This is a genomic window from Nonomuraea sp. NPDC051191, assembly GCF_044455665.1.
In the GTDB taxonomy this organism is placed as follows: Bacteria; Actinomycetota; Actinomycetes; order Streptosporangiales; family Streptosporangiaceae; genus Nonomuraea.
Map to the genome: position 1 here is coordinate 17,911 of NZ_JBITEZ010000031.1, position 12,350 is coordinate 30,260.

General features: G+C 72.5%; 13 protein-coding genes. 5 read left to right on the plus strand and 8 right to left on the minus strand.

Annotation, left to right across the window (positions count from 1 at the left end):
- The first annotated feature begins 83 nt into the window (after positions 1 to 83).
- A complete protein-coding gene (glpD, locus tag ACIA8R_RS50390; RefSeq protein ID WP_397045157.1) occupies positions 84 to 1,754 on the plus strand; it encodes a glycerol-3-phosphate dehydrogenase in 1,671 nt (556 codons plus the stop codon).
- 10 nt (positions 1,755 to 1,764) lie between these two features.
- Here glpD and ACIA8R_RS50395 read toward each other — a convergent pair whose 3' ends face one another.
- The 3 genes from ACIA8R_RS50395 to ACIA8R_RS50405 all read right to left on the minus strand — a co-directional run bounded on the left by ACIA8R_RS50395 (position 1,765) and on the right by ACIA8R_RS50405 (position 5,341).
- A complete protein-coding gene (locus tag ACIA8R_RS50395; protein ID WP_364099467.1) occupies positions 1,765 to 2,751 on the minus strand; it encodes a S66 peptidase family protein in 987 nt (328 codons plus the stop codon).
- Positions 2,752 to 3,909: a ThiF family adenylyltransferase gene (locus ACIA8R_RS50400; protein WP_364099470.1), complete on the minus strand. Its 1,158-nt coding sequence runs from the start codon at positions 3,907 to 3,909 to the stop codon at positions 2,752 to 2,754. It lies immediately after the preceding gene.
- A gap of 151 nt (positions 3,910 to 4,060) precedes the next feature.
- Positions 4,061 to 5,341 carry an MFS transporter gene (locus ACIA8R_RS50405; protein ID WP_364099473.1) on the minus strand — a complete coding sequence of 427 codons (1,281 nt, stop codon included), beginning with the start codon at positions 5,339 to 5,341 and terminating at the stop codon, positions 4,061 to 4,063.
- 420 nt (positions 5,342 to 5,761) lie between these two features.
- On the opposite strand from ACIA8R_RS50405, the gene ACIA8R_RS50410 reads away from it, so the two are divergent.
- The 4 genes from ACIA8R_RS50410 (at position 5,762) to ACIA8R_RS50425 (ending at position 8,376) form a co-directional block, all read left to right on the plus strand.
- Positions 5,762 to 6,352: a hypothetical protein gene (locus tag ACIA8R_RS50410; RefSeq protein WP_397045160.1), complete on the plus strand. Its 591-nt coding sequence runs from the start codon at positions 5,762 to 5,764 to the stop codon at positions 6,350 to 6,352.
- Between the two features lie 7 nt (positions 6,353 to 6,359).
- Positions 6,360 to 6,854 (plus strand): hypothetical protein, encoded by a 495-nt coding sequence (locus tag ACIA8R_RS50415; RefSeq protein WP_397045162.1) that lies wholly within the window; start codon positions 6,360 to 6,362, stop codon positions 6,852 to 6,854.
- Positions 6,855 to 6,938: 84 nt separating this feature from the next.
- Positions 6,939 to 7,442 (plus strand): hypothetical protein, encoded by a 504-nt coding sequence (locus ACIA8R_RS50420; protein ID WP_397045164.1) that lies wholly within the window; start codon positions 6,939 to 6,941, stop codon positions 7,440 to 7,442.
- Positions 7,443 to 7,467: 25 nt separating this feature from the next.
- Positions 7,468 to 8,376, plus strand: coding sequence for a cation transporter (locus ACIA8R_RS50425; protein WP_364099485.1), 909 nt, complete (start codon positions 7,468 to 7,470; stop codon positions 8,374 to 8,376).
- On the opposite strand, the gene ACIA8R_RS50430 is transcribed toward ACIA8R_RS50425, so the two are convergent.
- The 5 genes from ACIA8R_RS50430 to ACIA8R_RS50450 are packed head-to-tail and all read right to left on the minus strand — an operon-like array spanning position 8,349 to position 12,223.
- Positions 8,349 to 9,149, minus strand: coding sequence for a hypothetical protein (locus tag ACIA8R_RS50430; protein ID WP_397045166.1), 801 nt, complete (start codon positions 9,147 to 9,149; stop codon positions 8,349 to 8,351). The genes ACIA8R_RS50425 and ACIA8R_RS50430 overlap by 28 nt on opposite strands.
- 5 nt (positions 9,150 to 9,154) lie before the next feature.
- Positions 9,155 to 10,048 (minus strand): hypothetical protein, encoded by an 894-nt coding sequence (locus ACIA8R_RS50435; RefSeq protein ID WP_364099491.1) that lies wholly within the window; start codon positions 10,046 to 10,048, stop codon positions 9,155 to 9,157.
- Positions 10,045 to 10,899 (minus strand): ATP-binding cassette domain-containing protein, encoded by an 855-nt coding sequence (locus ACIA8R_RS50440; protein ID WP_364099494.1) that lies wholly within the window; start codon positions 10,897 to 10,899, stop codon positions 10,045 to 10,047. Before ACIA8R_RS50440 ends, ACIA8R_RS50435 begins: the two co-directional genes overlap by 4 nt.
- On the minus strand, positions 10,896 to 11,699 hold the full coding sequence (locus ACIA8R_RS50445) for a zf-HC2 domain-containing protein (protein ID WP_357706813.1): 804 nt from the start codon (positions 11,697 to 11,699) through the stop codon (positions 10,896 to 10,898). Before ACIA8R_RS50445 ends, ACIA8R_RS50440 begins: the two co-directional genes overlap by 4 nt.
- On the minus strand, positions 11,696 to 12,223 hold the full coding sequence (locus ACIA8R_RS50450; protein ID WP_364099498.1) for an RNA polymerase sigma factor: 528 nt from the start codon (positions 12,221 to 12,223) through the stop codon (positions 11,696 to 11,698). The genes ACIA8R_RS50445 and ACIA8R_RS50450 overlap by 4 nt, the downstream gene beginning before the upstream one ends.
- Positions 12,224 to 12,350 lie beyond the last annotated feature (127 nt).

Genomic DNA, 12,350 nt, shown 5'->3' on the forward strand with positions numbered 1-12,350 from the left:
TCCCCGATCAGGGAAACGTATACGGATTGTGAGCAGTTGAGCACAAAACGTGGTTCGGGGGATCAATGAACATGACCGGGGCGATGGACGCCAGAAACCGTCAGGCCGCCATCGACCGGCTGGCCGAGCAGTCCTTCGACGTGCTCGTGGTCGGCGGCGGCGTGACCGGCGCGGGCGCCGCGCTGGACGCCGCCTCCCGCGGGCTGCGCGTCGCGCTCGTGGAGAGCCGCGACCTGGCCTCCGGCACGTCGAGCCGGTCCAGCAAGCTCATCCACGGCGGGCTGCGCTACCTGGAGCAGTTCGACTTCAAGCTGGTCCGCGAGGCGTTGAAGGAGCGCGACCTGCTGGTCTCGCGGCTGGCCCCGCACCTGGTCAAGCCGGTCACGTTCCTGTACCCGCTGCAGCACGGGCTCATCGAGCGGCCGTACGTGGGGGCCGGGCTCACCCTGTACGACACGTTGGAGGGCATGCGCCGGCCGATGCCCCGGCACCGGTACCTGTCGGTCAAGGAGTCCCGCCGGATGGCCCCCGGCCTCCGCGCCGACGCCGTGTCCGGCAGCATGATCTACTTCGACGCGCAGGTGGACGACGCCCGCTTCACGCTCGCCCTGGCCAGGACGGCCGCCGCGCACGGCGCCGTGGTCGCCACCCGGACGCGGGTCGTCGAGATGCTGCGCGACCAGGGCAACGAGCGGATCGTCGGGGCCCGCGTACGTGACGAGGAGACCGGCCGCGACCTCGACGTCAGGGCCGACGCCGTGGTGGTGTGCGCGGGCGTGTGGACCGACCCGATCAACGGGCTGCCCGGCTCGGCCCCGGCCGGCTTCAAGGTCAGGATGTCGAAGGGCGTGCACGTCATGGTGCCCGGGGAGGCCATCGACGCGTCCACCGGCATGATCATCCCTACCGAGAAGAGCGTGCTGTTCATCATCCCGTGGACGCGGCGGCGGTGGATCGTCGGCACCACCGACACCGAGTACGACGGCGACCGGGAGGAGCCGTCGGCCACCGGCGAGGACATCGACTACATCCTCGACCACGCCAACGCCGTGCTGGCCCGGCCGCTGACCCGCGACGACGTGGTGGGCGTCTATGTGGGCCTGCGCCCGCTGGTGGCCGCCGACGAGAGCTCGGCGACCACCAAGCTGTCCCGCGAGCACGTCGTGGACGTGCCGATGCCCGGCCTGGCCACGATCGCCGGGGGCAAGTTCACCACCTACCGGGTCATGGCCAAGGACGTGGTCGACGCGGCGCTGGAGGGCTTCGACGTGCCGGACTCGGTGACCGACCGGCTGCCGCTGATCGGCGCGGACGGGCTGCCCGCCGTGCGCGTGTCCGTACGGCGTCTGGCCGAGGACCACGACGTGGACGCCGACGTCGTGGAGCACCTCGTCCAGCGCTACGGCACGCTGGCGCCGGAGGTGCTCTCCCTGGTCGACGGCGACCGCTCGCTCGGCGAGCCGCTGGTGGAGGGATGCCCGTGGATCAAGGCCGAGGCCGTGTACGCCGTCACGCACGAGGGCGCGCTGCACGCCGAGGACGTGCTGTCGCGGCGGACCCGGATGCTCATCGAGGCGATCCCCGCCGCGCTCGACGCGGCCCCCGTGGTGGCGCGGCTGATGGCCGGGCTGCTCGGCTGGGACGGGGCCCAGGTCGAGGCGGAGGTGGCGCGCTGCCGCACCCTGGTCGAGGCCGAGCAGAAGGCCCTGGCCGAGGCCACGGCTCCGCGCCGGGAGGCCGCCGCCGCGTCCTGAGGGCCGGCGGTCAGTGGCGCAGGAGGGTCAGCGATGGTTCGGGGGTGACGGTCAGGCGGGCCCGGCCGCCGATCGGGAAGGTGGCCAGCGGGTTGGTGTGGCCGACCTCGACGTTGGCCAGGACGGGGACGTCCCGCAACCCCGGCTGCGTCTCGACGATCTGCTCCAGCAGGGCGCGGGTCATGCGGCTGGCCTGCTGGAACCGTCCGATCACCAGGCCGCGGACGGTCTCGGCGCCCGGCTGCTGGAGCAGCGAGGTGAGGTCGCGGGCGAAGGTGGCCGGGTGCGACTCCAGGTCGTCCTCCACGACGAGCAGCGCGTCCTCCAGTGACGGCATGTACGGCGTGCCCTGAAGCAGGTTCAGGGTGCAGAGGTTGCCGCCCACGACGCGCCCCTCGGCGGCGCCGGGCCGCAGCGGCCACCAGCCTTCGCCGGGGATCGGCTCGCGCTTGTCCTGGTCGAGGAACCACAGGTCGTCGGTCCAGTACGCCGCCGCCGAGAGCTCGACCGGCGCGTCGCCGAACAGGACCGCGGTGAACCACTCCAGGGTCTGCTCGAAGTGGTCCCGCATCCCGAACGTCGACCAGTGGGGCCCCGAGTACGTGACCAGCCCGGTGCGGGCGAGGAAGGCGTTCTGCAGGGCGGTGATGTCGGAGTAGCCGCACACGATCTTGGGGTTGGCCCGGATCAGCTCCCAGTCGAGGTGCGGCAGGAGCTCGTTGCTGTTGTAGCCGCCGATGACCGTCAGGATCGCCGCCACCGACGGGTCGGCGAAGGCGTCGTGCAGGTCGGCGACGCGGGAGGCGACGCTGCTGGAGTTGAAGGCGTCCCGCTCGTCGACGTGGCGGCCGTAGGTGAGCGTCAGGCCGAGCTCGGCGAAGCGGGCGTCGATGAGCGCGGTGTGGTCGTGCTCCATGACCATCGCGCGCGAGCAGGCGGGCGCGACCACGCGGACCACGTCGCCCGCCTTGAGCTTGGGGGGATGGATGACGTCCATCTAGCGAAGCATAGGGGAGTCGTTCTCCGCCTCCGCCCACACCGCGAACGAGGCCGCGTCGGCGCCGTCGCCGCAGACCGGGCAGCCGTCCGGGTCGCGCGGCCACTGGGACATGACCTCCAGCTCGCCGGTCTCGAAGTGCACGTCGAGCTGACGGCCCAGGGCGATCGGCTCGGCGTGGCCGGTCACCAGCCGGATCGCCTCGCCGGTGATCAGCGACGCGACCAGCGCGATGTGCGGGGCGAAGGCGATGGTGACCCGGCCGTGCTCGACCCGCAGCGCCCCGGCGAGCTGGGACAGGTAGCTCGGGTCGGCGCGCGTGTAGTACAGGTGCAGGCAGTCCATGCAGCCCGTCTCGCGCGGGCGCACCGAGAACAACCGGCCGCGGGTGACGAACGAGCCGCCGCAGACGTAGGGCACCCCCTCCTTCACGCAGGCCGCGTTCACCCGCCGCTGCGCGACGAACGGCGGCTCGTCGATCGCGCAGATCGCCACGTCGGCGCCCCGGACGAGCGGGGCGACGTCGGCGGCCGATTCGATCCGGCGCTGCACGGCGGTGAACTCGACGTCGGGGTTCACCTCCTTGGCCAGCCGGGCGGCCACCGCGGTCTTGTACGCGCCGATGTCGCTCTCGCGGTAGAGGGACTGCCGGTTCAGGTTGCCCAGCTCGACCCGGTCGTAGTCGACGGCCGTGATCCTGCCGAACCCGGCCGCGAGCAGCATGGGCAGGATGTAGGAGCCGCCGCCGCCCAGCCCGAGCAGCACGCAGTGGGCGGACCGCAGCCGGTCCTGCGGCTGCTCGCGCGCGGCGGACAGGCCGGCGTAGTGGCTGAAGTAGTTGACGTTGCCCTCGTAGCGGCCGTCCTCGTAGGGCGTGGGCCGCGCTTCCTCAAGGAAGCCGCGCCCGTCCAGGTCGCGGACGGCGGTGAGCACGTCCTCGACGCCGATGCCCGGGTGCGCCCGGCCGACCGCCGCGGCGACCTCGCCGAGCGGCCGCGCGCCGTCCAGCGCCTCGACGAGGGTCCAGAGCTGCCCGTACGGGTCGGTGAAGTCCACCGTGACGCCGGCCTGGGCGCCGATGCGGAAACGCCGGTCGTCCAGCCGGTACACGGGATAGATGGGTTTGACGCGGATGTGGCTGTCCAGGGAGGGGGTCATCGTCGTCCTTTCTTTTCGCGGTCGCTTCGGAAATGGCCGAGCGGGCATCCGGGGAGCGGCCGTTCTCCCCGGATGCCCTGAAACTGTCTGCCGCTGTGTGCGGGTCTACCGTCGGGCTCAGAAAACGATCCAGCTCACCTCGACCGGCGCGTCAGTGCCCAGGTCGCTCATCTCGTAAGTCATGCGATTCACCTCCCTTCGCGAAGTTCCGGACCGGCCCGGAGACGAGGCCGGCCACACCTGCCGCGGCCACCAGTACGGCGCCGAGGACGAACACCGTCCTCGGACCGGCCGCGGAAGCCATGAGTCCCGCGAGCAGCGCGCCCACGGGGAAGATCCCGAACGAGGCCACCAGCAGTGCCCCGGACACCCGCCCGCGTACCGCCGCGGGCAGCGTGGTGTGCACGACGGTGATCAGCAGCACGTTGCCCGCCGCGTTCGCCGCGCCCGCCCCGAGGAAGAGCGCCGCGGGCCAGACCTGGCCCTCGATCAGGCCGACCGCGCCGAGCAGCGCGGCCTGCGGGAGCATCAGCAGCACCGCCGCCCGCACCGGGTTGCGCGGGGCGCGCAGCAGGCCCGCCACGACGCTGCCCGCGAGCGCGCCGAGCCCGAAGGCGCCCAGCACGATCCCGTACGCGGTGGAGAACGTCGCCGGCGCGGTCTCGTGCAGCAGCGCGGGCAGCCCGACCTCCAGAATCCCGGCGAAGCCGAGATTTCCGGCGGCGGCCAGCGTCAGGATCACCCTGAACAGCGGGAACCCGCGCACGACGGCCCACATGCCGGCCCCGCCGCCGCCCTGCTCAGGACGCACCCGTCCAGGGCGCGGCCGGACGAACCAGAGGGTCGCGACCGACACCGCGAACGAGGCCGCGTCCACGGCGAGCGCCGGCCCCGGGCCCAGTCGGGCGACGAACACGCCCGCGACCACCGGCCCGGTCAGCGCGACGGCTTGCGCGGTCGCGTAGTTGCGGCTGTTGGCGCTCTGGACGTGCCGCTCCTCGACGATGTCGGGGATGATGGCGAAGTTCGCCGGCAGGAAGACGCCTCCGGCCAGGCCGAGCACCGCCGTGCCCGCCGCCAGCGCCCACAGGCGGTCCTCGCCGTTCCAGGCCAGGGCGCACAGCAGGCCCGCGGCCGGGGCCCGCACGACGTCGGCCGCCAGCATGATCGGCCTGGGCGTCCAGCGGTCCGCGAGCGGGCCGCCGAGCACGAGACCGAGCAGCCGGAAGAGGCCGTAGACCGTCAGCACCGTCCCCAGGGCCGCGGTGCCGTGGCGCAGCAGCACGATCCCCGGGAGGGCGACGACGTAGAACTGGTCGCCGAAACCGGACAAGCCCTGGCCGGTGACGAGCAGCGCCAGCGACGACACCGGAGAACGGCGGCGCCCGGTGACGTGTCCGGCGGGGATCGAGTGTTTCGACGAGTGGCTCACGTCATGGAGGGCGTTCCACCCCGTTCCAGGGCCGTTCCATGGAGGCGCCGAACGGTCGTTCGCCATCAGCCCGAAACCGGACGTTGCTCAATAATTCCGGCGACAGTGTGCACGTTTGTTATGGACGGCCGATAAACGTGCGACCACAATGCCGCCGGCGGGGCTATTGATAAAGTTGCAAACCCCTGTCAATCGAGCCGAAGAACTGGCAAATGTAGGCCGAATGTAGCCATTCGTGTTCCGCTAGCACACGGGCCGGGGCCGGACAAGGAGTTGCTCGCCGTTCAGCGGCGTGAATAACTGACGCTCAATACCCGGCGGAGAGCCGGGGAGACATTCAAAAAAGCTGCACGGACGGGTGCCGCGACCAACGATCCCCGTCCGTGGAGCACCATTCGATGCAGAGGGAGCCTACCCACGATGTCGCTGAAACGCACGCTCTCGGCAACCGCACTGATCGCACCGCTCGCGATTCTGGGCGCGACGCCGGCCTTCGCCGACGAGCCCCGGCCCGTTCCCGGCAATCCGAACGTGGTCGTCGGCTTCGACGACGACACGGAGATCTTCCGCGCCAAGTCCTCCGCTCCTTCCCTGGCGATGGCCTGCCCGCCTGGGGAGGTCAGTTATCGGGTCTCCACCTACAGCAACAGCCACAAGGCGATCGGCCCGACGCAGTCGAACCACAACAGCACCTCGCACGCCGCGACGTCCACCTTCACCGCCACCGTCTCCGGCACGGTCTCGGTCTCCTGGAACGTCTCCGGCAGCCTGAAGGTCGACAGGCTCATCGCCGGGGCCGAAGTGGCCACGGGCGTGAATCTGTCCGCCAGTCTCACGGCTTCATTGGGCAACACCATCTCGATCCCGACTCCCGCCCGCAAAACCACCACCGCCACGTACGGCGTCTGGCGCAAGAAGACCAACGGCGTTTATCACGTATGCGGCCAAAAGCCGAAAAACGTAACCGCCTGGACTCCATGGCGCGTCGGCTGGTACCTCAAACAAAGGTGATCTCGACATGATGATCCGACAGGTGGCGTCTCTCGCCATTCCCTGCTGCCTTCTCGCCCTGGCGACGGCCTGCACGGCTGCGCCTCCGACCGATCCGGCGGCTGAGCGGCGGGACGCCACCCCGTCGGCCCCTCCCAGCAAGACAGCGGCGGTCCCTCCCACCGAGACCCCGGCGAGCACGCCACCGCCCGAACCCGCGTCCCTGCGCCTGCCGGGCATGGAGGCCGGCACCATCACCGTCCTCAAGGCGGGCCCGAGGAAGGGGTCCATGGTCGTGGGCGACGTGCCCCCCGGCAAGGACGAGCTGTGGGTCCTGTTCCGCTGCCGGGGGGAGGGCAAGGCGGAGATCATCCTGGAGCCGGGCATCGACATGCCCTTCACCTGCCTCGACGACGTGATCAGCCCCATCATGAACCGCCTCGATCTGGGCCGCAGGAAGACCCTGACGGTACGGGTCCAGGCCCCGGACTCGGTCGAGTGGGCCTTGCGCGTGACACGCTGAGGATGGCGTTCGCGGCGGGGTGCGGCACGCCGGGTGAGGAGGAACTCCGGGGTGAGATCCGTCCTGGAGCCTAGGGTGTTTGCCATGGTCAAGTGGCTTGTACTCCTGCTCGCTTGCGCGTTGACCGGGTGCGCCGGTCCTGTCGGGACGGCCGGGCGCACGTCGGCGCCCACTTCCGAATCCGCGTCCGAACCCGCGTCCGAATCCACGTCCGGCTCGTCCACGTCGCCGCCCGACGCCGCCGGCGGCGCGGGCGGGCGGGAGCTCGGCGGGTGCGGGGACGCCCGGTGCGAGGTCACCCTCAGGGCGGGGGACGTCCTGAAGTTCGGGCAGCGTCACGGGATCTCCCGCTTCGCCGTCGGGAGCGTCGAGGGCGACAAGGTCACCTGGGAGGCGGACTTCACCGGGGCCGGGGACATGAGCTCCCAGGGCGAGCAGGGCGGCTCGTCCACCTGCAAGTTCGACGAGGGCGGCGGCTGCACGGGCTACATCCGGGGCGTCACCACACTCACCCTGAACGACGTCGTCCTGCGCTTCCTCTCCTTCGACCGCGGCCGCGCCGTCGTACGGGTGACCCCCAAGCGATGATCGCCTGCCGGGAGGTCGTTCCGGCATGAGCGCGCAGCCGAGCAGCCGGACCAGCGTGATCGTCACCATGGTGGTCGTGGCGACGCAGGCCGTCGTCCTCGGAGTGCTGGCGGCGGCCACCGGCTCGGCCATCCTGTACGCCGAGGCCATGTTCAGCGTGGCCGACCTCGGGGTGGAGGCGTTCCTGCTGATCGGGCTGGCGCGGGTGGCGCGTCCGGCCGACGAGCGCCACCCGCTGGGCTACGGGCAGGAGATCTTCTTCTGGTCGCTGTTCGCCGCCGTGGGGCTGTTCGTGGGCGGGGGCGTCGCGTCGATCGTGGAGGGCCTGGGCGAGCCGTCGGCCTCGGGCGGTTCGTACGCGCTGGGCTACCTGGTGATCACCCTGATCACGGTCAGCGACGGGTGGGCGCTGGCCGTCTCGGTACGGGCCCTCGGCGCGCGGGCCGCGGTGACCGGCCGGTCGTTGTGGTCGGAGCTGCTGGCCGGGAGCGACCCGGCGGCCAAGACCGTCACGCTGGCCAACGCGGCGGCCGTGGTCAGCGGCCCGATCGCGCTGGCCGGGCTCGGGCTGCACCAGGCGACCGGGAACGAGGTCTACGACTCGCTGGGCAGCGTGCTGATCGGGATCCTGCTGGTCGCGGTCTCGGGTCTGCTGCTGCGTCTCAACCAGAACCTCGTCGCCGCGCCCAGCGTGGACGCCGCCGACCTGGCCCGCATCCGCCGCGCGATCGCCGAGGTGCCCGGGGTCGCCGGGGTGCGCAGGGTGATCGCGGTGATCGTGGGCCCTCACCAGGTCATGGTGGCCGCCCGGGTGACCCTCACCTCGGCCACGGACCTTCCCGGGGCCGAGCGGGCAATGTCGGCGGTGGAGGAACGGCTGCGGCGGCGTCCGGAGATCCGCGAGGTCTACGTCACGCCGGTCGCCCCGGAATGAGCCCGCGCCCTGTCACGTCGCGGCGACGGCACCCGGGGGTGCGGGTCCTGGAGGGGGCTCGGGTTCTGGAGGAGGGCTCTGATCTCCTGGCTGATCGTGTTCATGGCGGCGCTCAGGTCGAGCAGGAGCCGGTCGGCCGCGGCGGGGTCGGTGCGGTGGCCGGTGGCGGCCGCGTCGACCGTCCCGGCCAGGTCGCGCAGGGCCCGGCCGAGCCCTTCGTGCAGGTCGTGGTGGAGGCGGCGGCGTTCCTCCTCGCGGATGGCGAGCACGCGTTCCCTGGTCCGGCGCAGGTCCGCGACGACGGCCGCGGTGTGGGCGGCGTCGGCGACGTACGGGGTGACCGCGGCGACCGCCCGCGGATCGGCGAACGGGGTGATCAGCAGGCGGCCCACCGCCCGTCCGTGCCACACCAGCGGCACGTCATGAGCGACCGGCCAGGGCTCGCCCGACGTGATCCGGGTACCGGTCAGATCGTGGACGACCGGCCCGGGATCGCCCGACGTGATCCGGGTGCCCGGCAGTTCCACGGCGACCGCGGTGGCCGGCAGTCCTTCTCGTACCAGCTCGATCACGGCGGCCAGCGCGGCCTGCGGGCCGTTGGCGGAGATGGCCCGCTGGAGCCGCCGGACGAGCAGCGCACGCGCCCGGCCCCGCGCGCCGGGCAGCCGGTCGAGCAGGCGCCGCGGGGCGGGCGGGGTCGTGGCGGTCATGGCGGTCATGGCGGTCGTGGCGGTCATGGCGGTCATGGCGGTCATGGCGGTCATGGCGGTCATGGCGGTCATGGCAGTTGCCGGATCGCGGCCACCGACGCGGTCACGACCAGGGCGGCGCCGATGCCGACCCAGAGCCCGCGCCGGTCCGAGTCGCGGGTCATCGCCAGCGCCCCGGCCCCCAGGCTCAACGCCAGCAGGTAGAGGGCGTGCCAGGCGGGCGAGCCCGGCAGGAAACCCACGCCCTCCAGGTACGGCGGCGGCCCCCACCGCGCGAACTCGACGTACAGGCCCAGCATGGACAGCGTCGAGTGGTGCGGCTCCACCCGCTGGTTGACGACGATCAACGCGAGCATCACCAGGACGGACACCCCGGGCCACGGCAGCCACCGGGCCACCGCCACCCCCAGGAAACAGGCGCCGAGCATGCACAACGGCCCCGCCGCGATCTCGTGGACGCTCGGGAAACGCTCCAGCTCGACGTCGGCGACCACGTAGACGGTCACCATGACGGCCTGGATCGCGCAGGCCAGCAGGAACGGTCCCAGCCCGGCCAGGCAGCAGGCCGCCGTGCGCAGGTTCCGGCCGACGGGGGTGACGGCCAGCAGTTCGTCCGTGCCCGCGCGTCTGGTGGCCGAGGCCGTGAGCGTCGCGGCGAAGAAGATCGGCAACCCCCACAGGACGACGAAACCGTTGGTGAGCGCGCTGTAGGCGGGCCGGGGCGCCCATTCCGTGGTGGCGAGGCCGAGCAGGTACAGGGCCAGGCCCGCGATCGCGAGCGGGTGCAGCATCAGCCGCCGCGTCTCGGCCAGCGCGAGCGCGGGCAGCAGGTGCGCGAGCAGCGGATGGACGGGCTCGCCACCGTTCTCCAGCAAGTCCGGTGCGTCCGGCGTGCGAGGCGTGCGGGGGGTGGCCGACTTGCGGGGGGTGTCCGGAGGGGAGGCGTCGGGGTCGCGGGTCATGCCGAAGCCTCCGTGATGTCCGTGGTGTTGGTGGTTGTGGTGAGGAGCAGCAGGTAGCCGTCCTCCAGGGTGGGGTCGGCGGGGCGGGCGTTCCGGGGCGTGGGGCCGAGGCCGCGGTACAGGCCGTCGCCGGTCCGCCGCGACGTCCCTGCCGCCTTCTCCGCCGACACCCAGACCTGCCCCTCGGCCAGCGCCCGGAGCTCCCGAGGAGCCCCCGCGAACACGCACCGGCCCGCCTTGAGCACGGCCACCCGGTCGCAGAGGGCGGCGACGTCGTCGGTCTGGTGGGTGGACAGCACGACCGTACGGTCCTGGCCGAGGCGCGCGACCAGCTCGCCGAACAGCAGCCGCTGCTCCGGGTCCAGCCCGGCGGCGGGCTCGTCCAGGAGGATCAGCTCGGGCTCCCCCAGCAGGGCCTGGGCGATGCCGAGACGCCGCCGCATGCCGCCCGACAACGTACGGACCCGCCTGCCGCCGACGGACGTGAGCCCGACCTCCTCGATCACCCGGCGCACCTCGTCGTGCCTGGACCGGCGGTGTGTCATCTCCTTCAGGATCGCCACGTAGTCGACGAACTCGAAGACGGTGACACCGCGTTGGAAGCCCAGGTCCTGCGGCAGGTAGCCGAGCCGCCGCCGGATCTCCAGCCGTCCGGCGGCCGGGTCGCGGCCGAGCAGCCGCAGCTCGCCCTCGTCCGGCGCGAGGACGGTCGCGAGGACCCGTACCAGGGTGCTCTTGCCCGCGCCGTTCGGGCCGAGCAGGCCGGTGACGCCCTTGCCTGCGGTGAGGGTGAGCCCGTCCAGGGCCCGGTCGCGGCCGTAGGTCTTCACCAGGCCGACTGCCTCGATCATGAGAACTCCCTGCGCCGGACGACGAGCAGGACGACGGACACGACGGTGACGGCCAGGTAGCCGGCCTGCCCGGCGGCCCCGAACATGGCCAGATCCGGCTCGCGTACGTTCGTGCCGACGACCGCGGCCACCCAGGGGACGGTCACCGCGATAGCGCAGCGGCGCGGGTCGTACCGGCTGGACAGCGCCAGGGTCAGCGAGGTGAGGGCGAGCGAGGGCAGCAGCCACGCGGCGGTCGCCCAGCCGCCGCCCGGCAGGGTCAGCCCGGCCGCCAGCGCCAGCGCCGACGAGGACGCCACCACGGCGGCGGCCCGCATCAGCATCAGCCGGAACGTCGAGTACGGCGCGGCCAGCCCGATCTCGTAGGCCGGATCCCCGTCCCGCCCGAAGGCCACGGCGACCCCGGCCACCGGCACGACCGGCGCCAGTGTGAGGAACGTCAGCAGCCCCCACCGGTTCGTCTCCCCCGAGGCCAGCGCGGCGAAGAACAGCGCCACGGCGCTGGCGGCCAGCCACGGCAGCCGCAGCGAGACCGTGGCCCCGAGCAGCCGGGCCGTGTGCTCGCGCACCCCGGCGGCCCGCAGCAGCCGTTCGACCGGGCGGGGCGCGGGGGCGTCCACGGTGTCGGCGATGTCGTCCCAGACCCGGTCCAGGCGGGCCCGCGGCACCCGCGGGGCCAGCAGGAGGCGGCACTGCTCGCAGGCCAGCAGGTGGGCCTCGACGGAGGCGGCCGGCGTCGCGGGCAGTTCGCCCGCCGCGTACGCCGCGGCCATGCCGTCGTCCATGTGCCAGGTGCTCACGCCAGTTCCTCCCTCAGCAGCGCGCGGGCGCGCATCATCCGGGTCTTGACCGTCCCCACGGGGATGCCGAGCAGCCGTCCGGCCTCGCGGGTGGTCAGGCCGTCCAGGACGGTCGCCTGGACCACGGCGCGCAGCTCCGGGGAGAGCCGGTCGAGCGCCCGGCCGAGCTCGCCGTACTCGATGCCGAGCAGCACCTGCTCCTCGGCGGAGACCATGACCTGCTCGTGGGCGGGCAGCACCGCCGCGGGGCGGCGGCGCAGGTGGTCGAGCAGGCGGCGCACGCCGATCCCCCAGATCCAGGCCGCGACCTCGCCCCGCCCCTTCCAACTGCGCGCGGTACGCCAGACCGCGACGAAGGTGTCCTGGACCGCCTCGTCCACCAGGGCGGGGTCGGCGCAGCGGCGGGTGAGCCGGAGGAGGAGCCAGGGCGCGTGCCGGGCATAGAGGACTTCCAGCGCACGCCGGTCGCCGTCGGCCACGGCCTCCAGCAGCCGGGCGTCCTGCCACGTCTCGTGCTCGCTCACGGGAGCCCGTTCATCGGTGTCATGCCTCTCTGTCGCATCCCTCCGCTCCGGCGGTTCACGAACTGGGATGCGCGTTTCGCCCGACAAGGGGGATGTGAGAGGAAAGGTACTGGTGACACCGACCCGA

Coding starts and splice junctions, on each gene's coding strand:
- ACIA8R_RS50410 (WP_397045160.1), top strand. CDS start 5,762: ATGTCGCTGAAACGCACGCTCTCGGCAACCGCACTGATCGCACCGCTC.
- ACIA8R_RS50430 (WP_397045166.1), bottom strand. CDS start 9,149: ATGACCGCCATGACCGCCATGACCGCCATGACCGCCATGACCGCCACG.
- ACIA8R_RS50440 (WP_364099494.1), bottom strand. CDS start 10,899: ATGATCGAGGCAGTCGGCCTGGTGAAGACCTACGGCCGCGACCGGGCC.
- ACIA8R_RS50420 (WP_397045164.1), top strand. CDS start 6,939: ATGGTCAAGTGGCTTGTACTCCTGCTCGCTTGCGCGTTGACCGGGTGC.
- ACIA8R_RS50425 (WP_364099485.1), top strand. CDS start 7,468: ATGAGCGCGCAGCCGAGCAGCCGGACCAGCGTGATCGTCACCATGGTG.
- glpD (WP_397045157.1), top strand. CDS start 84: ATGGACGCCAGAAACCGTCAGGCCGCCATCGACCGGCTGGCCGAGCAG.
- ACIA8R_RS50395 (WP_364099467.1), bottom strand. CDS start 2,751: ATGGACGTCATCCATCCCCCCAAGCTCAAGGCGGGCGACGTGGTCCGC.
- ACIA8R_RS50435 (WP_364099491.1), bottom strand. CDS start 10,048: ATGACCCGCGACCCCGACGCCTCCCCTCCGGACACCCCCCGCAAGTCG.
- ACIA8R_RS50400 (WP_364099470.1), bottom strand. CDS start 3,909: ATGACCCCCTCCCTGGACAGCCACATCCGCGTCAAACCCATCTATCCC.
- ACIA8R_RS50415 (WP_397045162.1), top strand. CDS start 6,360: ATGATGATCCGACAGGTGGCGTCTCTCGCCATTCCCTGCTGCCTTCTC.